Below are 23,967 nucleotides of genomic sequence, written 5' to 3' on the forward strand. Positions count from 1 at the left end.
AGCTAATGCGCCGCGGGCCCATCTGTAAGTGATAGCTTGCGCCATCTTTCAGCTTTCCCTCATGTGAGGAAAAGGATTATCCGGTATTAGCTCCGGTTTCCCGAAGTTATCCCAGTCTCACAGGCAGGTTGCCCACGTGTTACTCACCCGTCCGCCGCTAACCAATGGGTGCAAGCACCCAAAGATTCGCTCGACTTGCATGTATTAGGCACGCCGCCAGCGTTCGTCCTGAGCCAGGATCAAACTCTCCAATAAAGTGTTTGATTAGCTCATAAAGTTTACTCTGGCTTACTTCTATAATAGAAGTTTTTTATTTGTTAATGTTTGGTTGTTTAGTTTTCAAAGAGCAATTTTTTCTTTCGCTCGTAAGCGACTTTTTAATATTAACAGAATCATTTTTCACAGTCAAGAACTTTTTTTAAATTCTTTTTTGTTAATTCTGTTTCAATTGCCTATCAGCAACAGAAGTTAATAATATCACCATTATATCTTTATTGCAATAACTTTTTTGGTTTTAATTTATATTTTTTTCGTTCCCCTTTCGTATGTTTTCTTCATTCATATATATCTAGCTTTTTGAAAAAGTGTTTTCAATATAATTTTAAAAAGGCAAAAACCCTTTATGATTGGTTTTTGCCTTTTATCTATTAACGGTGGCGCATATGCGGGAATAAAAGAACATCTCTTATAGAAGGAGAATTAGTTAGCAACATAACTAGTCGGTCAATACCAATTCCTAAACCACCTGTAGGAGGCATTCCATACTCTAATGCTTCAACAAAGTCGTCATCCATCATATGTGCTTCGTCATTTCCTTGTTCACGCTCTTGTAACTGAGCTTCAAATCGCTCGCGTTGGTCAATTGGATCATTTAATTCTGTAAATGCATTCGCATGTTCACGTGCAACAATAAACAATTCAAAACGATCAGTGAAACGTGGATCCTCATCATTTTTCTTAGCTAAAGGTGAAATTTCAACTGGGTGTCCGAAAATAAAGGTCGGTTGGATAAGGTGCTCTTCTACCTTTTGTTCAAAGAATTCATTCACCACATGGCCGTATAGCATCGTATCTTTTACCTCAACACCATGCTCCTTTGCTAATTGGAGAGCTTCTTCCGCTGACATCTCTTTCCAGAAGTCCACACCTGTGTATTCTTTAATTGCATCTACCATATGAAGCCTTGTCCATTCAGGTTTCAGGTCAATTGTATTTTCTCCGTACTGAACAGTAGTCGTGCCCAAAACTTCTTGTGCAATATGTGCAATTAAGTTTTCTGTTAAGCTCATAATATCACGGTAGTCCGCATACGCTTCATAAAGTTCAATCATTGTAAATTCCGGGTTATGTCTTGTAGACACGCCTTCATTTCGGAACACTCGACCGATTTCATATACTTTTTCTAAACCGCCGACAATTAAACGTTTTAGATGTAGCTCAATAGCAATTCTCATAAATAATTGCATATCAAGAGCATTATGATGAGTAATAAACGGACGTGCTGATGCTCCTCCTGCAATCGAATGCATCATTGGCGTCTCTACCTCTAAATAACCATGTGCATCTAAATAACGACGCATTGATTGGATAATTCTAGAGCGACTAATAAAAGTTTCCTTACTTTCTTGACTCATGATTAGATCTAGATAACGTTGGCGATAGCGTTGCTCAACATCCTTCAAACCATGGAACTTTTCAGGGAGTGGACGAAGTGATTTTGTTAATAACTCAAATGTTTGAGCTTTAACAGATAGTTCGCCTACTTGCGTCTTAAATAATACACCTGTTATACCAACTATATCTCCTAGATCAGCTGAATCAAACAGATCGTACTGCTCATCGCCTACTGCATCTTTACGGACATAGATTTGAATTTGACCAGATAAATCTTGAATATGGGCAAATCCCGCTTTCCCTTTTCCACGCTTTGTCATGATTCGGCCAGCAAGTGTAACAGAGATATTTCTTTCCTCTATCTCCTCTTTTTCTAACTCTCCATATTCGTGAACAAGCTCTTGAGATTGATGAGAACGGTCAAATCTCTTTCCGAACGGATCCATTCCTTTTTCACGGATCGCGTTCATTTTATCTCTTCTAACTCTTAACTGGTCATTTAATTCTTCATGACTCATTTCGTTCATCTCCAATACCATTATCATTTAATATGTAACACGCAAAATATTCTGCGACAACGATTTATTCAAATACTGTTTAAGCGCTCCCGCTTCTTGTTGCTTATTCTATTATTTTACACAATCTTAATCAAACAGACATCAAATTTCATTTAAATAGAATAAAAACTGCCAGTAATCTACTGGCAGCCATAACTAATAATAAAAATATTATAGAAAAAGAATAAAGGAGTGTCAAACATCTACACAGCATTTAGTGTTTCTTGTTCTTTCGCTTCTATATCTTCTACTAAGCTATACAATAAAGAAACTAAATGCTCTCTAGTGTTGCATTCATTTACAGCATTACGGACACGCCCATTGCCAGGAACTCCTTTTAAATACCAAGCGGCATGTTTGCGCATTTCCCGAACCGCCACATATTCGCTCTTCAAATCGATTAAACGATCTAAATGAAGAATACAAACATCTATTTTCTCTCTTGCTGACGGTTCAGCAATTAGCTCTCCAGTTTGCAAATATTTAACGGTTTGGTAGATCATCCAAGGATTTCCTAGTGCAGCTCGTCCAATCATGACTCCGTCCGCATCTGTTTCATCTAACATCCGCTTTGCGTCTTGTGGAGTTTGAACATCCCCGTTTCCGATAATTGGAATATTAACAGACTGTTTTACTTCGCGAATAATATCCCAGTTCGCTTTCCCTTCATACATTTGAACGCGAGTTCGCCCGTGAAGAGAGACTGCTTTTCCACCTGCACGTTCTACGGCTTGAGCATTTCGAACCGCATAAATATGCTCTTCATCCCAACCCATTCGCATTTTTACCGTTACCGGCTTCTCAACTGCATCAACTACAGCAGAAACCATTTCATAAATTTTATTAGGATCTAACAACCATTTCGCTCCAGCTTCACATTTTGTGATTTTTGGAACTGGGCAACCCATGTTGATATCAATAATATCAGCATTTGTATTTTGATCCACAAACTTTGCCGCTTCAACTAGAGTTTCTCTTTCCCCTCCGAAAATTTGCAGGCTCAACGGCTTTTCACGTTCATCTATATACAACATATTCATAGTCTTTTCATTTTTAAAAATAATCCCTTTATCACTAACCATTTCGGCACACACTAATCCTGCTCCAAATTCTTTCACTGTCAAACGGAAGGCAGAATTACATACACCTGCCATTGGGGCAAGAACTACAGGGTTCTTCATTTCAATATCGCCAATTTTCAACATGTTTCTACCTCCTTTCTTGCTGTTTATTCAGGATCACCATCCGGTGGAGTTAATTCACTTACACTTATCTTCAAGAGATTAGATATTTTATTTAGCAATTCATTATTCGGCAATCGAGTGCCTCTTTCAATTTCTCCTACAATGGAAACAGATATTCCGAGTTCCTTTGCAAAGCCTTCTTGGGTAAAGCCTTTCAGTTTTCGATAGGCGCGAATACGTCTTCCCCACTTTTCCGCTTCCATAATCGAACACCCTCTTTTTCTTGAAGTTCATTAATATTTATATCACTAAACGGCGAAGCATATAAGTCAGAAGCTATTTCCAGAAATGGAACTAATACAAAGGCACGCTCATGCATTCGCGGATGTGGAATAACAAGCTTCTCTGTTTCCATATTTTCTTGGTTATATAAGAGAATGTCAAGGTCTATTGTTCTTGGACCCCATCTTATTTCCCTTTTTCTTCCTAGTTCCCACTCGATTTTCTGACACTCTGATAATAATTCTTCTGGGGTTAGTTTGGTAACAACAGATATAACCATATTTAAAAATAAATCTTGGTCTGTGTACCCAACAGGATCCGTTTCATATATGGATGATATCTTTACCACTTCAATTTGCTCATGATTGCCTATTTCATTTACAGCACTTTCAAGATAATGTAATCGGTCTTCAATGTTGGAGCCGAGGGAAATAAAAGCTTGATTTTGCATGTCTATCTCCCCCTTGTTATTTCAACAGATACAGACTGATAATGTCCTGGAATGGGAGGATCCGGCTTGATTACTTTCACACGTACTTCTATAACTCTAGAGAATGTTTCAAGAACCTTGCTTGCAATACTTTCAGCCACCGCTTCGATTACTTGATAGGGTTCCCCCTCTACAACTTCCTTTGACAGTGTATAAAGCTCAGCATAGTTGATGGAGTAGTTTAAATCGTCTGACATACCCGCTTCCTGCAAATCGCAAAAAACATCTAAATCGACAATAAATCGCTGTCCAAGTTTTGTCTCTTCAGGAAATACCCCGTGATATCCGAAAAATTGCATTTGATTCACACTGATTTTATCCATTGTTTCCACCCTTTCCAAGTAGGGCGTCCATCATTTTGGCCATTCTACTTATTTCTTTCACATCATGAACACGAACGATTTGACAACCTTTTTGAATGCCATAACACACGGTTGCCCCTGTTCCTTCCACTCTTTCTGAAACAGGGAGATCGAGAACCTGTCCGATCATCGACTTTCTTGAGGTTCCTAGTAAAACAGGATAACCAATAGACACTAGTTTATCGAGATCCTTCATCATCTGAATGTTTTCATTCAAGTTCTTTGCAAAACCAATACCAGGATCTAATATGATATTCTCATCTTTCACTCCAGCAGCTTTCATCATCGTTATGCTTTCAAAAAGATCATTTACCACATCCAAGTAAAAGTGTTGATACTCACGATTGCCTCGGTTATGCATGAGGATTACTGGAACTTCAAATTTAGCCGCAACTTCTGCCATTTGCGGATCCGCTTTCCCTCCCCATACATCATTGATTATATGCGCGCCCGCTTCAATGGCCTGTCTTGCCACTTCTGCCTTGTACGTATCAATCGAGATGGGGACGTTTACCTCTTCAGAAATTGCTTTAATGACTGGTATAACCCGCTCTAACTCTTCTTCTAATGAAACAAGAGCAGAACCTGGTCGTGTAGATTCCCCACCGACATCAATCATATCGGCACCATCAGCAACCAACCTCCGTGCATGTTCGACTGCATACTCCACTTGATTAAAACGACCTCCGTCAGAAAATGAGTCCGGAGTAGCATTAAGAATTCCCATGATTAATGTTTTTTGTTGATAGTCAAGCTGATAAGATCCGCACTTAATCATACTAATAGTCTCCTAACCAATGTCATTTCTACTATACATATTGAAGCAATAGTGGCGATAATGGTTATGCAATAATCTAGTCACTTCGCCTTCTTTACCTGGGAAATTACGATGATTCCATTGACAGATCCCAACCAATTCTTGAATTGAATTTGTAATAAAAATCTCATCCGCATCATTTAATTCTTCAGGTCTATAGAAACCTTCATCTACCTCGAAGCCGATCTGTTCTCCTAATTTCATCACAAACTGTCTAGTGATCCCATTTAATATTCCAGTTTCAAGCGATGGTGTATATATTTTTCCTTTTTTTATCCAAAACAGATTAGAAACAACACCTTCAGCCAGTTCCCCATTAGCAGTAAGGAAAATCCCTTCAATATCCAACGCACTTCCTATTTCTCGTTTCGCTAATATGTTATTAAGAAAATGATGTGATTTGAGGCGATAATTTCCTTCAGGGGTATTACGCCTTATCGCTAAAAGCTGGGCCTTTTTTTCTTGAATATCTTTACCCGCTTTCGGCAGCGGCTTCGAATACATAATGATATTAGGTTCTTGGTAAGGTTCCGCAGATAATCCCAACTCACCGATTCCAGCCGATACATTTAAACGAATATACGCATCCTTATATCCATTTTCCCCCAACAAGAGCGACAGGACCTTCTCCACTTCTTCTTTCGAAAAATTCCTCTCGATACAAAGTTCATTTAACCCTTGATTCAATCGTTGAAGATGATCTTCCAATAAAAATGGGTGTCCATCATAAACTCGAAAGGTTTCAAATAAACCGACTCCATACAAAAAACCGTGGTCAAAAGCCGATACAAATGCTTCCTCCTTTGAAACGATCTTTCCATTCATATAGATAAACATTTATTTAAGGCTCTCTTTTATTTGCAAAGGTTGGTAATTCTCATAAAATGAAAGGAAATTGCTTAATAGTTTCTTCCCATCCTCTGTCATAATCGATTCTGGATGAAATTGTACACCTTCAATCGGAAGCGTTTTATGGCGTAACCCCATAATTTCTCCTTCTTCTGTCCAAGCAGAAATCTCAAGACACGCGGGAAACGTTTCCCTTTTAACAATCAGTGAATGATATCTTGTTGCAGAGAACGGTTGACTCATACCGGAATAAATGGTCTTTCCATCATGATGTACAGGTGACGTTTTTCCGTGCATTAGCCTTTCTGCTTGAACAACGTCCCCTTTAAATACTTGGGCAATTGACTGGTGACCTAAGCATACTCCGAATATTGGAATCTTCCCTGCAAAATGTTCGATTGCTTTTAAACTAATACCCGCCTCATTCGGACTGCACGGGCCAGGAGAAATCATTAAATACTTTGGCTGCAGCCTTTCTATTTCTTCCAAAGATATTTGGTCATTTCTCTTTACGACTAATTCTTGACCTAATTCTCCTAAATATTGCACTAAGTTATATGTAAATGAATCATAATTATCAATCATTAAAATCATAAGAGGACACCTACTTTCATTAGTAATCTGGCACAAGTTGCTTTTTAGTTCTCTGCTTGTTCTTTTGCCTTCCAGAGAGCAAGTGCCTTTTTTAAAGACTCTTTGTATTCGTTTTTAGGACTGGAATCGATAACGATCCCTGCTCCTGCTTGTACATGTGCTTGCCCTTCTTTCACAAGCATCGTACGGATAACAATATTCAACTCTGTATCGCCATCAAACCCAATCCATCCAAGTGAACCAGTATAAATCCCTCGTTGGACAGGTTCTAACTCTTCAATGATTTCCATCGTTCGGACCTTTGGTGCTCCTGTAATCGTTCCACCAGGAAAAACAGCATCAATTAAATCATATTCATCTTTATCCGCGGCAAGTTCCCCTTTAACATTCGAAACAATATGCATTACATGGGAATATTTTTCAATGACCATGAATTCATCGACCTGTACCGTACCGAACTGACACACTCTACCTAAGTCATTTCTTTCTAAATCAACGAGCATCACATGTTCTGCCCGTTCTTTTTCATTTTCGATGAGCTCGTTTGCTAGTTGTAAATCTTCTGCCTCATCTTTACCTCTTGATCTCGTACCCGCTATTGGCCTTGTACTTACTTCTTTCCCCTTCTTTTTAATTAGTAATTCAGGGGATGCACTTACAAGTTGAAATTCCGGGCTATGGAAATAACCCATATATGGTGACGGGTTTAATTGGCGAAGCTGCTCATAAACGTCCATCGCTTCGACAGCTAGATTTTTTGATTGACGAACAGATAAGTTTACTTGAAATACATCTCCAGCTGAAATATATTTCTGAACCTTTTCAACCGCGTCAATAAATTGCTGTTCATCCATCGATACATGAAATACTTCTTCCATATCTATTTTTTTTATCGATCTGTCCTCTTTAACTGATTGTTGCCATTTATGTAGCCAATGTTCCACTTTCTCATTGATATCTTCATGCTCTTCGTGTAAAAATAATAGCCACAATTCAGAAGTTTTATGATCATAAATAAACCATTCTTTGTAGGCAAAAAAGCAAATATCCGGTAATTGCAAATCATCCTCTGCCCATGCTGGTAGTTTTTCTATATATCTCGCATAGTCATAGCTAATAAAACCGATGGCTCCACCTTTAAAGTCTGGAATATCTTCCTTACTCTCTATTTGAAAATCTTTCATCCAATCCCGCATTAAACGAAGGGGATTTCCCAAAAACTCTTGCTGTTCATTGTTATTGTCGATGATTAGTCTCCCACTTTTTCCAACTAATTTTGCAAAAGGTTGGAAGGCGGCAATACTGTAGTGACCTCCTCTACCACTTTCAAGAAATACATGATGGGTATAGGTTTTAGAAATATGGCGGTATTGCCCGAAAAAGGATTCAAGCGAAAAAGGGATCTTTGCTGTTTTAAGTTTAAAGGTTGTCAACAAAAGTTCCTCCTAATTATTTTCTCTTTTCATCATACATGAAGAACGAAATTGTTTCATTTTTTTGAGGGTTTTTTTCAATAAAAAAAGGCAAAAGGCTTTAGACCTTTTACCCCATCCTATTATTCCGTTTCAAATTGATAAAGTGGTGTGCTTAAGTATCTTTCTCCGTTGCTTGGAATAATTGCCAGAACCTTTTTCCCTTTTCCTAGTTCCTTCGCAACTTGTAATGCTGCAAAAATGGCAGCCCCTGAAGAAATCCCACCAAGAATTCCTTCCTCTCTAGCCGCAAGACGTGCATATTCAAAGGCCTCTTCATTTTTCACTTGAATAATATGATCATAGATGGTTGTATCAAGCGTATCAGGTATAAAACCCGCTCCAATTCCTTGAATCTTATGCGGACCAGGCTTGCCACCTGATAGTACAGGTGAATCTGTCGGCTCTACCGCATAAATTTGAATTTCTGGATATGTCTCGCGTAGAACAGATCCTGCGCCTGTCACAGTTCCACCCGTACCAATACCAGAAATAAATGCATCCAATTCCGTTCCCATTTGCTCGACAATCTCTTTTCCTGTTGTACGTCGATGCACTTCAGGATTGGCTTCGTTTTTAAATTGCTGCGGCATAAAATATCCATTTTCTTTTGCCAATTCCTCTGCCTTACGGATTGCTCCACCCATTCCATCAGGTCCAGGAGTCAAAACAAGCTCAGCTCCATAAGCACGTAACAAATTACGGCGCTCTAAGCTCATTGTTTCTGGCATAACAATAACTGTTTTATAACCTTTAGCAGCTGCGATCATCGCTAGACCAATCCCAGTGTTTCCACTCGTTGGTTCGATAATCGTGTCGCCTTGTTTAAGAGCACCCTTCTCCTCTGCCGCTTCAATCATTGCTAAGGCAATTCGATCTTTTACACTGCTACCTGGGTTCATATATTCTAACTTTAAATAAACATCTGCACTATTTTCATCAACTAGTCTATTCAGTTTAACAATTGGCGTTTGCCCCACTAATTCAGCAATCGAATTTGCTACACGAACCATTCTCTCCACCTCATTCTTAATTTTTTATAATATTCCAGCGCAAGCCTCCTGCCCCAACGTGCAAGAAGTACTAGTGTCGACAATGTAACAGGACGTCGCGTTTTTGTCGACCTCGAGGTCAAATGTTCACCACTCAAAAAGTCAAAGAACAACTTTCTGAGTGGTGAAGCATTTGGGGCTGATCTAACCGTTTGTGCTTTTTTACATTTCCGACTAATTTCATTGGTTTAATAATAATTTACCAATCTGTAAAGATTCTGTCAATGAATATACACTTGTTTAATATCTATAAAAAAGACCATATAAAGGGACTCTACTCCTCGTATATGGTCTTAATCCGCCATTTATTCATTCTTTTTTCCATAAAACCAATCTACTTTTAACTCGTTCCAGAACGCACTAGCAGATACTGGTGTATCCATTTGCTCTAAAGCAATTTGTCTTCGAATTTGTCCCTTTACTTGGTTAAAATTATATTTTTTTCCCTCTAGTCTTTTTTGAAGCATGATAATAGCGTACCCATTTTCAACCTCAAGTGGCTGACTCCATTCACCTTCTTCTAGCTTTTTTGCTTGATTTAAGTAGGCGTTCGGGTAACGATCCTCTTCTTCACTTATAAAACCGATATCTCCACCTTGGTTTGCAGAAAACTCTTCCATCGACCGTTCCATTGCAAGGGCGGAAAAACTTGAACCTTGTTCAAGCTCCTTTAACGTGTCTGTTGCCTCTTTTTTTGTTTTAACAATGATATGAGATAAATGGTAGGAGGTTGGAACATCGAATAAGTTTTTATTTTCTTTAAAATAATTCTTCATTTCTACTTCTGTTACAATGGCATCTTTCGTTAATAATTCTTCTAGAAGCAAGCTGTAACGTATTTGTTCCTTCCATTTTTCATCATTTGAACCTTTCATTTGATCGTTCGTTCCATACATAGTTTGAATGAGTCTTAATTCGTGATCAATGGCTTCATCGGAAATTTTTATTTTATATTTTTTCGCTAATTGTTCAATTACCTTTTGGTCAATCATATCCTTCAAGACAATTTGTCCATAACGCTCTTCCATCTCATTTAACCAATGTTGGCGAGTAATACGCTCCTCTCCAATGTTCGCGACTACTTCTTCACTTCCCGATAATATCCCTGTCTTATTCACCCATCCATCTTTATTTAAAAAGAAGGCAACGGTAAGACAGTTTATAAGAAAGAGACCAGCAATGATCATCCAAAGCTGATTATTTTTCATAGCTCCCCCTCATTTGCTCTACTTAGCTTCTCTTTGTAGCTCCTCTAATTCCGTTTTCGTGAATTGATATTTTTCATTACAGAAGTGGCAGTGCGCTTCCGCTTGGCCATCTTCTTCAATCATTTGCTTAATTTCTTCCGTACCTAAACTTATGATGGCATCGCCAAATCTCTCTTTTGAACACGTACATTGAAACGTTACAGGCATTTTTTCTAAAATTTTTACATTTTCTTTACCGAGGATTTCGAATAATAATTCCTCTGGTGATAATCCTCTTTCAATCAATTTCGATACTGGTGGAATCGATTGAAGGCTATGCTCAATTTTTGTAATGGTTTCTTCTTCTGTGCCTGGCATTAATTGAATAATAAAGCCACCTGCAGCTAGAATCGTGTTATCCGGATTCACAAGAACGCCTACGCCTACAGAGGAAGGTACTTGCTCAGATGTAGCAAAATAATAAGTAAAGTCTTCACCAAGCTCTCCTGAAACAATGGGAACTTGACCAGTGAAATTATCACGCATTCCAATATCCTTTACAACCACCAACAGCCCATCCGTTCCAACCGCACGTCTGACATCAAGCTTACCGTGTTCATTTAAATCAAAATGGGTTTGCGGATTCTGCACATATCCTCGAACCTCACCTTTCGCATTACTATCCACTAGAATGCCACCTAAAGGTCCACCACCATTGATTTTTATTGTTAATTTATTATCACCTTTCAACATTGCTCCCATCATCACACCAGCTGACATCGATCTGCCTAATGCTGCTGAAGCCGTTGGCCAAGTGTAATGTCTACGTTGTGCCTCTGCAACTGTACTTGTACTATTAACAGCATAGGCTCGGATTTGGCCTCCGTAGGCAATGGCTTTTACTAAATAATCATTCATTCAGATGCTCCTTCCTTGTTGTAAACCTAATAATTTTTTATAGGATCCATATTTCTTTTATATATAAGATGTAATCCCTTTAATGTTAGAAATGGATCAATGACATCAAATATATTTGATTCTTGGGAAATAAGTTGGGCTAATCCACCGGTAGCAATGACAGTGGGCTCTGTTTTACTTTGTTCTTTCATTCGTTTTACAATACCCTCAACTTGTCCCACATAGCCATATACAATTCCTGCTTGCATGGCCGAAACGGTATTTTTCCCGATTACTCCATTAGGACGAGTGATTTCAATTCTAGGCAATTTTGCTGCTTTTGAATACAAAGCCTCCGTTGAAATATTGACACCAGGTGCAATTGCCCCACCCATGTATTGCTTTTGTTCGTTTACATAGCAAAAAGTCGTGGCTGTACCAAAGTCTACAATAATTAATGGACTACCGTACTCTTTAATGGCTGCAACAGCATTAACAATTCGATCAGCCCCCACTTCACGCGGGTTTTCATATTTTATATTAAGTCCTGTTTTAGTACCAGGACCGACAATAATCGGTTTTTGTTGAAAATACTTTTCACACATTCTTTCAAGGGCAAACATTATAGGCGGAACAACAGAAGAAATAACAATTCCTTTTATTTGTGAAAACGATAGACCTACATGATCAAATAGAGATTTGATAACCATCCCATATTCATCATCTGTTCGGTTACGGTTCGTTTCAATTCGCCAATGATGCTTTAACTGATCATCATTATATACCCCAAGAACTGTATTTGTATTTCCCACATCAAATACAAAAATCATGATACTTTCACCACTTTTTCTTTTTTTCTCACACTGTCAACATCATAACATTTTTTATCTTCTATGCAAAAACAAAAGGCAGAAGCGCTCTTGTAAGCCCCTATAAAGAAGACTGGTCGATTGGCGAGTGTAGCGAAGCCAGAGACCTAGTCGCACTTATGCAAACCGTTCTTTGGTTTGCCGAGCAAAGCTTGCCCACCCAGAAAGTCGCTCTTTGACTTTTTGGTGGCGAACATTTGACCTCGAGGTCGACAACAATACGACGTCCTGTCGCATTGTCGACACTAGTTCTTCCTGCACGTCGGGGTAGGCGCTGGAGCTGGATTCAAAAACAAAGAGCGCCTATTAGGGCGCCCTCATACTAATTATTTATCTTCTTCTGTTGGTGAAGTAGAAGTTTCTTGTTCTTCTTCTTTCTTCGTATGGATGTTTACTTTAACGTCATCTGATTTTTTCTCATCAAGAACCAATGGTTCACCAGTTGGCGCACGATCAGGTAGAACTCCATTATCAACAAGGCCTTTAATTTGTTCAGCATCAAGTGTTTCAACTTCTAATAATGTATTAGCAATAAGATCTAGCTTGCTACGATTTTCAGTAATAATCTTCGTAGCTCGTGCGTAGCTCTCTTTAATAATCCGTTGAACCTCTAAGTCAATTTCATACGCGATCGTATCAGAATAATTTTGCTCATTATTAATATCACGACCTAAGAATACTTGACCTTGACTTTGTCCGAATTGAAGTGGTCCCAGCTTATCGCTCATACCATACTCCGTAACCATCTTACGCGCAATATTCGTTGCTCTTTGGAAGTCATTATGAGCACCTGTACTTACCTCGTTAAAGACAACCTCTTCAGCAACGCGACCACCTAAAAGACCCGCAATTTTATCAAGAAGCTCTTGTTTCGTCATGAGGAAGCGGTCTTCTCTCGGTAACATCACCGCATATCCACCGGCCTGACCTCGAGGAACAATCGTCACTTTATGGACCATATCTGCCTCGTCTAAAACGACACCGATGATCGTATGACCAGCCTCATGGAAGGCAACAATTTTGCGTTCTTTTTGGGAAATGACACGACTCTTCTTCGCTGGTCCAGCAATTACACGGTCCGTAGCTTCGTCAATATCGTCCATTTCAATTTTCTTTTTATTTTGACGTGCGGCAACAAGTGCTGCTTCGTTTAATAAATTTTCTAAATCTGCCCCAGAGAACCCAGGAGTTCTTTGAGCGATACTTTTCAAGTTTACGGAACTGTCAAGCGGCTTATTTCGAGCATGTACTTTTAGTACCGCTTCACGACCTTTTACATCTGGTCGATCTACAGTAATTTGACGGTCAAAACGACCTGGACGTAATAATGCAGGGTCTAATATATCCGCACGGTTTGTTGCAGCAATAATGATGATACCTTCATTCGCACCAAAACCATCCATTTCTACTAATAATTGATTCAGTGTTTGCTCACGTTCATCATGGCCCCCACCTAATCCAGCCCCACGCTGACGACCTACAGCATCAATTTCATCGATGAAAATGATACATGGTGCGTTTTTCTTAGCATTTTCAAATAAATCACGAACACGTGAAGCTCCGACTCCGACAAACATTTCAACAAAGTCTGAACCACTAATAGAGAAGAACGGAACACCCGCTTCACCTGCAACAGCACGAGCAAGTAATGTTTTACCTGTACCTGGAGGTCCGACTAATAAAACACCTTTAGGAATTCGTGCGCCTAATTCAGCAAATTTACGTGGATCCTTTAAAAATTCAACTACTTCCACAAGTTCTTGTTTCTCTTCGTCTGCACCCGCTACATCTTTGAAACGGGCTTTCTTCTTATCATCATTATAAAGCTTAGCTTTACTTTTCCCAAAATTCATCACCCGGCTTCCGCCACCTTGGGCTTGATTTAAAAGGAAGAAGAATAAAATGAAGATAATGACAAACGGAATGATCGATGTAAAGAATGTCACCCAACCACTTGTTTCTTTTGCAGGCTCCACGAATGTTTCAACTTTACCACTCGCAGCGGCTTTGTGAATCTCATTCAAGATTGGATCGCTATTCGTAATATAAGTAATGAAAAATTTCTTCTCATCCTTATAGCTTTTTAGCTGTCCTCGAACCTCATACACACCTCGTTCAGGCTGCTGAGAAATGTTTTTTACGTCACCCTTTTCTAAGTGACTAACAAACTTATCATAGCTCATCTTTTCAGTTGGCTCATTATTACCATTAAAAAAGCTGACGACCCCGATAATAACTAAAAAAATTAATAAATAAAAAATCGTATTACGGAAGATCCGATTCATTCCTTACCTCCTCCCACGGCAAACAAACTATACTAAATAGTATCATAGAAAATCATGGTAATTCAAGAAATTAACCTATCGAACTTGATTATTCATATCCATCCGTTATTTGCTATATACCTCTGGTTTTAATACACCAATGTATGGCAGATTACGATACTTTTCACAATAATCAAGTCCATACCCTACTACAAACTCGTCTGGAACAATAAAACCTACATAGTCAGCCTCAATATCTGCTTTACGTCCTGTTGGTTTATCCAATAAGGTAACGATTTTGATCGACTTTGCTTTCCGATAACGGAATAATTCTGCTAAATAACTTAAAGTTAACCCACTGTCGATAATGTCTTCTATTATTAGTATGTCTCTTCCTTCTACTGAAGTATCCAAATCCTTAACGATCTTTACTTCACCAGAAGAAACAGTCGAATGACCATAACTTGAGACATCCATAAAATCCATTTCTAAATATGTATCCATTCTTTTTAAGAGATCACCCATAAAAGGCATAGCCCCTTTTAATACCCCAATTGCTAAAGGAAATCGATCATGATAATCCTCTGTTAATTGTTTTGCAAGCTCTCTCGTCTTTGCCTGAATTTCATCTTCAGAAATCAATATTTTTTCAATATCTTTTTCCATCATTGCAAATGCCCCCTAGAAGATTCAATGCTTTTTTTTATAAGTTATTAATAAATAGGAATCCAATACTTCATCGCTTGCTTCATCATATGACTTTTTCAACTCAGGTATCCATAGGATAGTACCCCTTCCATCTGTAAAAATGGGCCATCCTGCTCGTTCTGATTGCGGCACTTTTTGATCAATAAATATATCTTTTATCTTTTTCGTACCACTCATACCTTTAGGTTGAATTCGGTCACCGTTTTTTCTTGTTCGAACAATAATCGGAAAAACAGTCTTTTGTGTATTTAACAAAAGCTGATTCTGTCCCTGATGATCATTCTTTTCTTTCACATATTCTAACGTAACCATTCCACCATTAGGCAAAATCATTTGGCTTGGCACTTCTAATTCAAAACAATATGGTTGAATAACCATCCGTTCGAAAAGGAAATGGCATTTTTGATAGGATCGGATGATTTGAAGACCTTCTGGGAAATCAAGCTTTCCAGAAGGGGATTGATTAGTCAGTAATGAAAAAATTAAATCGATATGTAAAGCTGATAAGGACGAAGGTCTTACCTTATAAAGATAGTTTAATATTAGTTGAATCCCTCTTCTTTGTAAAGGCATTGGCATTTCGAGAAATTTTTCAATACTTATAGTTATTTCATTGTCATTTCTACTTTCAATTACTGTATTCATTTTCTCGAAAGTTAATTCCTCAAGATAGATTTCATCCTGATAAAGTTCCTCACTCATTCGTTGAAAATGGGCATCAACTATTGGGTTTTCTGTTTTTAAAAATGGAACGACCTTTAATCGAAATCGATTTCGACTATACGTTGGTTTTGAATTACTAGGATCTCTCCTCGGATTCAAATCGTATTTTAGGCAATACTCTTCAATGTCCCCCTTGTTTACAGCCAAAAACGGACGAATGATTTCACCATCACCAAATGGACGTTTGATAGGAATCCCTGCCCTAGCTTTTCCTGAACTGCCTCTTGTCATTCGCATCAGCATTGTTTCAACTTGGTCATCACCATGATGTCCTAGGACTAAATAGGATGCCCTATATTTACTCATCATTTCTGCGAAAAATTTATACCGACACTCCCTAGCCCCTACTTGTGTACTTAAATGTGCTGATTTAATATAATCTTCAACATTTATTTGGACCCATTCAAAAGGAATATTTAATTCTTTGCAGTACTCCTTCACATAAATTGCTTCCAAATAAGACTGCCTGCCACGAAACATATGATCGACATGTGCAGCTATAATCGATATGTTCCATTGTTTTTGTCTTCGCCATAAATAATGAAGTAGGCTAAGAGAATCAGGTCCACCTGAAACACCGACTATCATCCTTTTTCCGAAGAATGATAGTGAATGTCGGTTAATAAACGCTTCCACCTTTTGTTCGAGCATGAGATTTCTTCCTAACTATTTTATTTAGGCTCTTTTCACAAGGAAATTGTTTATGACTATAATAATTTGTCCGTTGCTTTCCGCGGGGAGGGATAGAAGCCTCCTCGGCGTTCCGCCTGTGGGGTCTCCCATTTCCCTCTATTTCCCGCAGGAATCAAGTGCCCTCCGCTACAATCAACTCAGAGTGTATAGTTAAATTGTACTAAAAAACAACAAATTTTACGAAAACAGCCTTTATTAATGAATAAGCACCTAAAATTTCTCCACTATAAGGATATCACTATTCTTTCCTTACTCAAAAAATTTTGCGAATGTATATACGATTAAAGAAAACAAAAGGTTTCATTTTTCTTACACATATTGCTCTAATATATAAAAAACATACAATAACGTAACAATAAAAATAATTAGTAGTGTTTCGAGCCATCTATGGTTCTTCTTTTTTTGTTTAGTCAGTTGCCGAGTTTGTGGTGAATGTGATATTTTTTGTTTTTGAGTACGACTTGATCGCGTTTGTTTCGTTTTAGTAGATGTGATAGGGGAATCCCCTATTATATTTAGTAAATAATTGCGCATTTCATTGGCACTATTAAAATGCCCCTTTAAAGCATTAAGAATGAAACCTTCATACTTGGAAAGTTCCTTTTTTTCTGAAATCATCTTTGAAAGTTGCTGTAAACCACCCGTTGTTTTATTAAATCTTTTTGGGTAAGCTGAATTAACAAAAATCATTCCGACGGCAAATAGATCATATTTAGAGTCCGCTTTTCTCGATCCAAGCCCCCAATAACCACGATCGAAAAATTCCGTGAATTCCTTTATTGCTCTCCCTTGAATAGTGGTCCCACCTACGTCAATACATCTTATCTTTGCTGGCGGTCCTGTTACAATTAAATTATCTGGTTTTAAATCTCCAAATACCCAACCGCTTTCATGAAGTTTTTCTAAATCTGATAATAGCTGAAGAATTAAAATCGGAACCCAAGATTTCCCTTTTTCTTCAATGAATCGGAGGAAATTTAATCCATGAACATATTCCATCACATAAAACGAAATATTTCCTGTTCTTTTGACCCAATCATCCACATCAAGTAAAGAAGGTCCTAGGGCAGACCCCTGGACCTTTGCAAAGGATTTTAAGACATTAACCTCTGAGGTAATGGACATACCGTTATCACTTAACTTTAAAGCTACATACTGATTTTTATGCTTGGCTAAATAAACAATCCCATTTGCCCCAAAGCCAAGCTCTTTTATAATGGTATATTGATTTCGATGCCATTTTCCAATAATGACGGTACCAATTTCTACTTTACACTGATTCTTCAAAGAATGGTTCATCATCACGAGATAACAAACTCCTTAATGAACGTTTTTTCTTAAAGGACGAGACAGCTTCTCGAATAGCTGGACCTGTGGGCGTTAATCCACCCGTTGTCAGTTTAGGGAAAATACTAGTTAACGATTCTAGTTTTGGCGTCCAATCTAGCAATTTTTCGACATCATTCCTTTTCCCGGGAAATACATATACTGAGAACCTATTTTCCCCGGAACGAGCATTTAAACTAAGGGATAGGTCTAATAATGCATCTTTAACGGTCGGCAGCTTATGTTTCATACTTGCACTTGTATCGACAAGAATCAACACGTCTAATTCGACAGTTTCTCCTATTTCATCAACAACCTCCATTACTTCCCCTCTTTTATCAGGAGGTAAATCTTCCACTGATTTTGCAGTACCTAATATTTGCTGAAGCTCGCGGTTCACAACACCATGGATTGTTTGTGTCATTGCCTTTCTGGTCACCATTTGGACGGTTTGCGAGAGTTGCTGTGTATAGACAACTTGGCTCACACCTCCACCTGATAAGGCGATATTTTCTATTTCCCTTTTTCCTTGTTCATCAATCGTATCTTGATCAAATACACCAATCACATTTACGGTAATTCCTTGCTCTTTAGCTAGAGCTGACATCGCAATGGGATCTTCGCCTGAATTCGAACATCCATCCGTAATCAGCAATATCTGTTTGATTTTTCCTGTATTCATAATTATCTCCCCTCCATGGTTGAATTATTACCATTTTCGACGAGACAAATAGGAAATATACATAGAATACGATTTGATGGGTAAAATAATTACTTATGCTCTTTTTCGCTGTTTTTGAATGGGTATCGTTGCCCACTTAGGTGTATTATGCTTAATTTTTGAAACGACTACTGTCATATCATCTTCAATCGAACCAGCGCGGGATCGAATCACTTCCTCCATAATAAGATCTGCCACTTCTTGTGGATCATTTGTCTGCAACTCTTTAATTTTCCGTTTCATCCAAAGATCGAAATTTTCCACATGCTTTGGCCCTTCAAACACGCCATCACTCATCATAATGAGTAAGTCACCAGCCTTTAATTGTTCACTTACTACATCCACTTCGAACTCTTCGATAATGCCCATTGGCAAATTACTAGCTTGAATTTTACTTACTTTCCCCCCTCTTTTAATAAAGCTAGGTGTAGAACCAATTTTCAAAAATTTTGCAGAAGCATTTTGCAAATCAATCATTGCCAGATCTAATGTTGAAAATATTTCATCTGTTGTACGTAAAGATAGAACAGAATTAACAGATTTAATGGCTACTTTTTCTTCGATTCCTGATTGTAAAATCTTTTGCAACAGCTGCAGGGTTTCTTGACTTTCATAATGAGCGCGCTCCCCATTCCCCATTCCATCACTAATGGCAATGGCATATTTCCCACAACCAATTTCATTCATTGAATAGCTATCACCTGATACTAAGCCTCCATCCTTAGCTGCATGGGCCACACCTGTATCAACGGCATATGCTTTAGCTGACCGGAACGTAACATGGCAAAAGCCATTTGGGTAAGTGGAACACTCTTCAGCTTTGACGACAATCGTCTCTCCTAAAATATCAGACAACATCGGTGCAATTAACTTTTCACACTCCCCATGTCCTTGACAGTATGGAATCGTCATATCAATATCAACATTTCCTTGGTCCAAGCTATAGATTTCTACCTGTTCAATATGAACACCAAATTCCTGTATGGCTTCTAAAATTTGTTCTTCTTGTTTATGATGATTCTCTCTTTCTCTTTGAATCTCTTTTGCAAAATCCCCCATCACCTCGGAAACTCCTAATAATTGGTCAGCAACAAGACGTCTACTTTCTTGGACCTGCTTTTTAAGCTTTTGATTTGCCTGGTAAAGAGTAAGCTCCTGATGCATAGTCGCTAAAACTTTCTTCGAATGTGCACAATGCTTTTCCCAGCTTCTTGTTAGTTTTGGAGAAACAACCCCAAAATTTTCATCCATTTCATACATAATATCTTTCATTTGTTCATAGGTTGTATTAAAGTTCTTTGTCCAACATTGTTCTTTCTTAAAGCATGTTTGACATGTCTTCTCTGTCACATTGCTAAGGAAATAATCTAATTCCTTTTCCGAATCAAAGTCTTCTCCTTTGCCGTCAATATTAGAAAAACTATTTGATAATGCCTCAAAAACAGAGGAAAACTTTGCTACCCTTTGAGCTGTTACATCGCGCATTTTCCTCATATATTGCTGTTGTTCAGCTGCGTATTCAGTTGTCCCAGGTATATATTTCGCTACTTTCGTTGTAAAAAGCTGTGGAGTAAGAAGGAATAGAATAATAGCAGCCGCTGTCTCTAGTAAAGAAATGGACAAAGATCCCGTTCCTTCGCCATACATCCCAATTAATAGAGTAGCAATAAATAATCCGAGGGACACTCCTATTTTCCTACCCTCTTTTAACAACCCACCTAGCACACCGGAAAATGCTAGTAAACTCATATGATAAAAACTAGTAATATTGGCAAGACTGAAAATCAATCCTGTTACTACGCCAACAGTTGAGCCCATCGTTGCTCCAGCAACAAAAGAGAAAACAAGAACTAAATATCTTGATAAAATATGTTCGACTGTCAGATCTTGAATTTTCCAGCCAATGGTCCCCGTCATCACAGAGGCTAACATAATAATTAGGCAGACAATTTCTTCTGTTTTTAATGCTTGCTTTCGCTTGCTTGGGGTTAAAAGTGGAATGCTCTGGAGGAAGATTAACGTAAGGATAAAACCAAGACTTGCCTCCACACCTGCCATTAATCCATCATATAAAGTTACTTGTTTGGTTAATATATAGCTAGTAGCTATTTTACCTACTAATAAAATGGAAAAGACAAAAAACGGTAAAGCCTTTATTTCACTATTTACCCATTTCTTTACTAAACGAAAGAGAACTAGAAATATAGAAATGGTAAAAAAAGTATGAGACGCCTGAACGATGGATATTGTGGCGGCCCCCCCAATCAACCCTATTAATGCAATCGGGGCTTTGTCCCTTCTTATAAAATAAACAGCAGCGAAGAATGGTAGGCTAAAAGGAGTAAGCTTCGCGAGTATTAAGGCTCGTCCTAATAAAAAGCCTATGAATAGGAGCAGATACCCCTTTTTGATAAAGAAAGTTTCCAACTTGAGCTGGAACTTTCTTAAACCTTTCGATAAAGCGAAAGTAGAACGGTCAAAACTAACATCACCAATCGGTTCGATTAAATTCCTTTCCACCTTTTCCATTACATACACTCCCCATACAAATATTGTTGCCTAATTATAAAAGTCAGAAAATTAAAAGTTTGTCAAAATGGCAGACAAGCTTTTATTTTTCTTTCGACCGATTTCTAGTTAATTATCAAAAAGAAAACAAATTCCCTTACATTCCACTTTGTGATAACGGGACGACCTCTTGGAAAATCAATAATTTCCCCCTTTTGTTAATCCTTTTCTTTTGTATGATCTTGACGAAGCAATCTTGCTAATCGACAATATCTTCGAAAATATATTGACATAAACTCATTCCAACGGTATTATATTTCTTGTGTCTCATTTACGGCGGTGTAGCTCAGCTGGCTAGAGCGTACGGTTCATACCCGTAAGGTCGGGGGTTCGATCCCCTCCGCCGCTATACAGAAATGCGGAAGGCGCCTGATTATCGGCGACAAGCAAAAGAGTACTGGTGAAAACCAGTACTCTTTTTTTGTTGCACAAAAAAACAGGCCTGCAATAGACCTGTTTTATTATATTCTTTAGAAGCAGCAAGTTAACCGCGTCTAGCCCCTCTTCCGCCACGTTTTGATTCTGTAGCACGTTTTAAGGAGGATAAACGATCTTCACTATCCTTTAAGAAGCGAGCCATTTTTGATTCAAAGTTTTCCCTTTGTCCGCCTTGACCGCGGTCATTTGATCTACCGCCTTGACGAGGACGTCCTCCACCGCCACCATATGAAGGTCTGTCTGGTCTGTCTGGTCTGTCTGGTCTTTCTGATCTTTCTGGTTGTGGTCTATCTTTTGCCTTCTTAATAGATAATCCAATCTTGCCATCTTTCTCAACATTAATTACTTTCACTTCTACTTGATCGCCAACTTTTAAATGCTCGTTAATATCCTTAACATAATTGTCAGCAACCTCACTGATGTGAACTAAACCTGTTGAACCTTCTGGCAATTCTACAAACGCTCCGAAATTAGTGATTCCTGTTACTTTCCCTTGTAACTTGCTGCCTACTTCAATTGACATAAAAAGAAACTTCCTCCTTAGAGATATAAAAAATCAATATTACTATATATTATACAGAATGTAAAAAATAAGTGTCAACATTACAACTAATGGGAAGAATTTTCTTCTTGTTTTTCTGGTAAATTAAAGATAATTTCATCTTTTTCAGATAAAAAATACTCTTTTCTTGCTAATTTTGCAATATACTCGTCATCATTTAGTTTAATGACTTCTTCTTCTAGAATCTGTTGTTTCTTTTCCAATCCTGATAACTGTTTCTCTAGCTGCTTCTTTACCTTTTCTTTTTCTTCGATTGCCGTTAATTGTGATAGGTGGGTTGAGATCATGAAAAATGAAATCAATCCTGCCATCAAGAAAAATACGGTAAGCCTACGATAAAGAAGTTTGCGCTTTTTCGTTGATGTTAATTCCAGACTTTCTTGCTGAAGAGCATAATTGGTTTGTAGTTTGGTTATTTTGCGTGATCTGACAGCGCTCATCCTTTACCTCCTTACTCTTTTGGTTTTTTCCATTTTTGAATCCAACTACTAAAATAATTCTTGATAAAGGAAAAATTTCCTGCCCATTTATTATATATCTTCTCGACGATTTTTTTAATCTTTTTCGGCATAAGTTTCCAAAAAATTAGCAAAATCCAGACAATAGGCCTAGAAAGGATGAAAATAATAAATTTTAAGAGCTTATAAATAAGACGAAAGACCGATAAAGACCCACGTCCTAATGCCAAAAGAATGGTAATCGTTAGCCCCACTAGCCATACAATCGGTTTCCAAAAAAGCGTAATCACTGTTTTCTTACCGAATCGATAGGTAGCTATACAGATTTGTATGCCCGTTTCTAATAAACTTAAATACAATCGTTTAAATAAACTTTGATAAGCGGCAAAGCCACATAGCAAAGCTAGAAATATATAAAACCTTATTTCCCCCTGATTAACCAGAAATAAGGTGTAGAAAATGGATAAACCTTGAGTTAACCAAAATAATATATCATTGAGGAAGACAAACCATCTTTTTCGATTAGGCCGATTTAAAAACCTTTGATAAGTATCCAAGGAGGTACCAAATAGCACCCCCATACCTACCATGGAAAGCATGGTAATAAACTGGGTGGATAATGTCATCGGAATAACTTGCTAAAGAAGCCTTTAGCCTTCTCCCCATGGTGTTCATCTAAATAAACAAGGTCAAAGATTTTTCCTTTAATGGACACAATCCCTTTATCCACATCCAGGTTTTTCATTTGCAGGTTTTGACCTCTAATGGCTAGAATCCCCATAACGGTTTCTAATAGAAATTCCTCATTATCGAAGCTTTCTACTTGCTTTACACCCGTAATGTCGAGCAGCCGCCTGCTTCTCATTATCACATCATGCTCTGGAACAGTACTTTTTTGATTATTCGCGTCATAATATTGACTCATTTGAATCCCCCACATTCCTCACATAGTAAGACCTTTTTGTACAAGTCTATGTAGGGGTGGGATAAATTAGAACAAGCTTCCTACTCCGTCTCTAATTCAACTCGTTCTTCTTTAATAACGGTGTACATATCAGCGGCTTCTTCTTTTTTGCTCGTATCTTGAATACGATCAATTTTTACAACTACTTGTTTATTTCCAAATTTCACAGTTAACTCATCACCTACTTTTACCGTGGAGCTTGCCTTTGCTTGAATACCATTAATGGATATTCTCCCTTGATCGGAAACCTCCTTAGCTAAGGTTCTACGTTTAATTAATCTTGATACTTTTAGAAATTTATCCAGTCTCATTTGAA

At 38.0% G+C, this 23,967-nt stretch carries 24 protein-coding genes, 1 tRNA gene and 1 rRNA gene; 1 reads left to right on the forward strand and 25 read right to left on the reverse strand.

Annotation, left to right across the window (positions count from 1 at the left end; genetic code table 11):
* From ACFSO7_RS09905 to spoIIE, 20 genes are all read right to left on the reverse strand, one after another.
* Nucleotides 1–255, reverse strand: a 16S ribosomal RNA gene (locus tag ACFSO7_RS09905); the annotation flags it as partial.
* A 392-nt stretch (nt 256–647) separates the two neighbouring features.
* The gene (gene lysS / locus ACFSO7_RS09910) at nt 648–2,141 is read right to left on the reverse strand and encodes a lysine--tRNA ligase (protein ID WP_377877192.1); all 1,494 of its coding nucleotides are present in this window, start codon (nt 2,139–2,141) and stop codon (nt 648–650) included.
* A 233-nt stretch (nt 2,142–2,374) separates the two neighbouring features.
* Complete coding sequence (dusB, locus tag ACFSO7_RS09915; RefSeq protein ID WP_377877139.1) at nt 2,375–3,376, reverse strand: tRNA dihydrouridine synthase DusB; 1,002 nt, start codon at nt 3,374–3,376, stop codon at nt 2,375–2,377.
* A gap of 23 nt (nt 3,377–3,399) precedes the next feature.
* A complete protein-coding gene (locus ACFSO7_RS09920; RefSeq protein WP_377877140.1) occupies nt 3,400–3,618 on the reverse strand; it encodes a helix-turn-helix domain-containing protein in 219 nt (72 codons plus the stop codon).
* Nucleotides 3,570–4,088: a 2-amino-4-hydroxy-6-hydroxymethyldihydropteridine diphosphokinase gene (gene folK / locus ACFSO7_RS09925; protein WP_377877141.1), complete on the reverse strand. Its 519-nt coding sequence runs from the start codon at nt 4,086–4,088 to the stop codon at nt 3,570–3,572. The genes ACFSO7_RS09920 and folK overlap by 49 nt, the downstream gene beginning before the upstream one ends.
* A 2-nt stretch (nt 4,089–4,090) precedes the next feature.
* A complete protein-coding gene (folB, locus tag ACFSO7_RS09930; protein ID WP_377877142.1) occupies nt 4,091–4,450 on the reverse strand; it encodes a dihydroneopterin aldolase in 360 nt (119 codons plus the stop codon).
* Entirely contained in the window at nt 4,443–5,267 is an 825-nt protein-coding gene (gene folP, locus ACFSO7_RS09935) for a dihydropteroate synthase (protein ID WP_377877143.1), read from the reverse strand. The genes folB and folP overlap by 8 nt, the downstream gene beginning before the upstream one ends.
* Nucleotides 5,268–5,279: 12 nt before the next feature.
* Nucleotides 5,280–6,143: an aminodeoxychorismate lyase gene (gene pabC / locus ACFSO7_RS09940; protein ID WP_377877144.1), complete on the reverse strand. Its 864-nt coding sequence runs from the start codon at nt 6,141–6,143 to the stop codon at nt 5,280–5,282.
* Nucleotides 6,144–6,749 (reverse strand): aminodeoxychorismate/anthranilate synthase component II, encoded by a 606-nt coding sequence (pabA, locus tag ACFSO7_RS09945; RefSeq protein ID WP_377877145.1) that lies wholly within the window; start codon nt 6,747–6,749, stop codon nt 6,144–6,146. It abuts the gene before it with no gap.
* A gap of 44 nt (nt 6,750–6,793) precedes the next feature.
* Nucleotides 6,794–8,182: an aminodeoxychorismate synthase, component I gene (gene pabB, locus ACFSO7_RS09950; RefSeq protein WP_377877146.1), complete on the reverse strand. Its 1,389-nt coding sequence runs from the start codon at nt 8,180–8,182 to the stop codon at nt 6,794–6,796.
* A 122-nt stretch (nt 8,183–8,304) separates the two neighbouring features.
* A complete protein-coding gene (gene cysK, locus ACFSO7_RS09955) occupies nt 8,305–9,234 on the reverse strand; it encodes a cysteine synthase A (protein WP_377877147.1) in 930 nt (309 codons plus the stop codon).
* 344 nt (nt 9,235–9,578) lie between these two features.
* Nucleotides 9,579–10,481, reverse strand: a complete 903-nt coding sequence (locus ACFSO7_RS09960) for a peptidyl-prolyl cis-trans isomerase (protein ID WP_377877148.1) — start codon at nt 10,479–10,481, stop codon at nt 9,579–9,581.
* A gap of 18 nt (nt 10,482–10,499) precedes the next feature.
* Nucleotides 10,500–11,378 (reverse strand): Hsp33 family molecular chaperone HslO, encoded by an 879-nt coding sequence (hslO, locus tag ACFSO7_RS09965; RefSeq protein WP_377877149.1) that lies wholly within the window; start codon nt 11,376–11,378, stop codon nt 10,500–10,502.
* 26 nt (nt 11,379–11,404) lie between these two features.
* Nucleotides 11,405–12,187, reverse strand: coding sequence for a type III pantothenate kinase (locus tag ACFSO7_RS09970; protein WP_377877150.1), 783 nt, complete (start codon nt 12,185–12,187; stop codon nt 11,405–11,407).
* Between the two features lie 365 nt (nt 12,188–12,552).
* Entirely contained in the window at nt 12,553–14,511 is a 1,959-nt protein-coding gene (ftsH, locus tag ACFSO7_RS09975; RefSeq protein ID WP_377877151.1) for an ATP-dependent zinc metalloprotease FtsH, read from the reverse strand.
* 105 nt (nt 14,512–14,616) lie between these two features.
* Nucleotides 14,617–15,159 carry a hypoxanthine phosphoribosyltransferase gene (hpt, locus tag ACFSO7_RS09980; protein WP_377877152.1) on the reverse strand — a complete coding sequence of 181 codons (543 nt, stop codon included), beginning with the start codon at nt 15,157–15,159 and terminating at the stop codon, nt 14,617–14,619.
* A 21-nt stretch (nt 15,160–15,180) separates the two neighbouring features.
* Nucleotides 15,181–16,572: a tRNA lysidine(34) synthetase TilS gene (gene tilS / locus ACFSO7_RS09985; RefSeq protein ID WP_377877153.1), complete on the reverse strand. Its 1,392-nt coding sequence runs from the start codon at nt 16,570–16,572 to the stop codon at nt 15,181–15,183.
* 351 nt (nt 16,573–16,923) lie between these two features.
* Nucleotides 16,924–17,916 (reverse strand): protein kinase domain-containing protein, encoded by a 993-nt coding sequence (locus tag ACFSO7_RS09990; protein WP_377877193.1) that lies wholly within the window; start codon nt 17,914–17,916, stop codon nt 16,924–16,926.
* The gene (locus tag ACFSO7_RS09995; RefSeq protein WP_377877154.1) at nt 17,885–18,622 is read right to left on the reverse strand and encodes a VWA domain-containing protein; all 738 of its coding nucleotides are present in this window, start codon (nt 18,620–18,622) and stop codon (nt 17,885–17,887) included. The genes ACFSO7_RS09990 and ACFSO7_RS09995 overlap by 32 nt, the downstream gene beginning before the upstream one ends.
* A 93-nt stretch (nt 18,623–18,715) precedes the next feature.
* A complete protein-coding gene (spoIIE, locus tag ACFSO7_RS10000; protein ID WP_377877155.1) occupies nt 18,716–21,190 on the reverse strand; it encodes a stage II sporulation protein E in 2,475 nt (824 codons plus the stop codon).
* Nucleotides 21,191–21,504: 314 nt separating this feature from the next.
* On the opposite strand from spoIIE, the gene ACFSO7_RS10005 reads away from it, so the two are divergent.
* Nucleotides 21,505–21,578, forward strand: a tRNA-Met gene (locus tag ACFSO7_RS10005).
* 135 nt (nt 21,579–21,713) lie between these two features.
* On the opposite strand, the gene ACFSO7_RS10010 is transcribed toward ACFSO7_RS10005, so the two are convergent.
* From ACFSO7_RS10010 to ACFSO7_RS10030, 5 genes are all read right to left on the reverse strand, one after another.
* A complete protein-coding gene (locus ACFSO7_RS10010) occupies nt 21,714–22,190 on the reverse strand; it encodes a S1 domain-containing RNA-binding protein (RefSeq protein ID WP_377877156.1) in 477 nt (158 codons plus the stop codon).
* 86 nt (nt 22,191–22,276) lie between these two features.
* On the reverse strand, nt 22,277–22,669 hold the full coding sequence (locus ACFSO7_RS10015; RefSeq protein ID WP_377877157.1) for an FtsB family cell division protein: 393 nt from the start codon (nt 22,667–22,669) through the stop codon (nt 22,277–22,279).
* 11 nt (nt 22,670–22,680) lie between these two features.
* Entirely contained in the window at nt 22,681–23,313 is a 633-nt protein-coding gene (gene yabQ / locus ACFSO7_RS10020; RefSeq protein ID WP_377877158.1) for a spore cortex biosynthesis protein YabQ, read from the reverse strand.
* Entirely contained in the window at nt 23,310–23,612 is a 303-nt protein-coding gene (gene yabP, locus ACFSO7_RS10025) for a sporulation protein YabP (protein ID WP_377877159.1), read from the reverse strand. The genes yabQ and yabP overlap by 4 nt, the downstream gene beginning before the upstream one ends.
* Before the next feature lie 80 nt (nt 23,613–23,692).
* Nucleotides 23,693–23,962: an RNA-binding S4 domain-containing protein gene (locus tag ACFSO7_RS10030; RefSeq protein ID WP_377877160.1), complete on the reverse strand. Its 270-nt coding sequence runs from the start codon at nt 23,960–23,962 to the stop codon at nt 23,693–23,695.
* Nucleotides 23,963–23,967: the final 5 nt, after the last annotated feature.

This window comes from Bacillus sp. CGMCC 1.16607 (assembly GCF_042683745.1).
Taxonomy (GTDB): Bacteria; Bacillota; Bacilli; order Bacillales; family Cytobacillaceae; genus Pseudoneobacillus.

Bases quoted from the DNA above. Each gene is read 5' to 3' on its own strand.
- yabP (WP_377877159.1), bottom strand. From the start codon at position 23,612: ATGAGTCAATATTATGACGCGAATAATCAAAAAAGTACTGTTCCAGAG.
- folK (WP_377877141.1), bottom strand. From the start codon at position 4,088: ATGCAAAATCAAGCTTTTATTTCCCTCGGCTCCAACATTGAAGACCGA.
- yabQ (WP_377877158.1), bottom strand. From the start codon at position 23,313: ATGACATTATCCACCCAGTTTATTACCATGCTTTCCATGGTAGGTATG.
- ftsH (WP_377877151.1), bottom strand. From the start codon at position 14,511: ATGAATCGGATCTTCCGTAATACGATTTTTTATTTATTAATTTTTTTA.
- ACFSO7_RS10010 (WP_377877156.1), bottom strand. From the start codon at position 22,190: ATGTCAATTGAAGTAGGCAGCAAGTTACAAGGGAAAGTAACAGGAATC.
- cysK (WP_377877147.1), bottom strand. From the start codon at position 9,234: ATGGTTCGTGTAGCAAATTCGATTGCTGAATTAGTGGGGCAAACGCCA.
- ACFSO7_RS10030 (WP_377877160.1), bottom strand. From the start codon at position 23,962: ATGAGACTGGATAAATTTCTAAAAGTATCAAGATTAATTAAACGTAGA.
- lysS (WP_377877192.1), bottom strand. From the start codon at position 2,141: ATGAACGAAATGAGTCATGAAGAATTAAATGACCAGTTAAGAGTTAGA.
- pabC (WP_377877144.1), bottom strand. From the start codon at position 6,143: ATGTTTATCTATATGAATGGAAAGATCGTTTCAAAGGAGGAAGCATTT.
- ACFSO7_RS09995 (WP_377877154.1), bottom strand. From the start codon at position 18,622: ATGAATACAGGAAAAATCAAACAGATATTGCTGATTACGGATGGATGT.
- ACFSO7_RS09990 (WP_377877193.1), bottom strand. From the start codon at position 17,916: ATGATGAACCATTCTTTGAAGAATCAGTGTAAAGTAGAAATTGGTACC.
- hpt (WP_377877152.1), bottom strand. From the start codon at position 15,159: ATGATGGAAAAAGATATTGAAAAAATATTGATTTCTGAAGATGAAATT.
- tilS (WP_377877153.1), bottom strand. From the start codon at position 16,572: ATGCTCGAACAAAAGGTGGAAGCGTTTATTAACCGACATTCACTATCA.
- folB (WP_377877142.1), bottom strand. From the start codon at position 4,450: ATGGATAAAATCAGTGTGAATCAAATGCAATTTTTCGGATATCACGGG.
- pabA (WP_377877145.1), bottom strand. From the start codon at position 6,749: ATGATTTTAATGATTGATAATTATGATTCATTTACATATAACTTAGTG.
- folP (WP_377877143.1), bottom strand. From the start codon at position 5,267: ATGATTAAGTGCGGATCTTATCAGCTTGACTATCAACAAAAAACATTA.
- spoIIE (WP_377877155.1), bottom strand. From the start codon at position 21,190: ATGGAAAAGGTGGAAAGGAATTTAATCGAACCGATTGGTGATGTTAGT.
- dusB (WP_377877139.1), bottom strand. From the start codon at position 3,376: ATGTTGAAAATTGGCGATATTGAAATGAAGAACCCTGTAGTTCTTGCC.
- hslO (WP_377877149.1), bottom strand. From the start codon at position 11,378: ATGAATGATTATTTAGTAAAAGCCATTGCCTACGGAGGCCAAATCCGA.
- ACFSO7_RS09970 (WP_377877150.1), bottom strand. From the start codon at position 12,187: ATGATTTTTGTATTTGATGTGGGAAATACAAATACAGTTCTTGGGGTA.
- ACFSO7_RS09960 (WP_377877148.1), bottom strand. From the start codon at position 10,481: ATGAAAAATAATCAGCTTTGGATGATCATTGCTGGTCTCTTTCTTATA.
- ACFSO7_RS10015 (WP_377877157.1), bottom strand. From the start codon at position 22,669: ATGAGCGCTGTCAGATCACGCAAAATAACCAAACTACAAACCAATTAT.
- ACFSO7_RS09920 (WP_377877140.1), bottom strand. From the start codon at position 3,618: ATGGAAGCGGAAAAGTGGGGAAGACGTATTCGCGCCTATCGAAAACTG.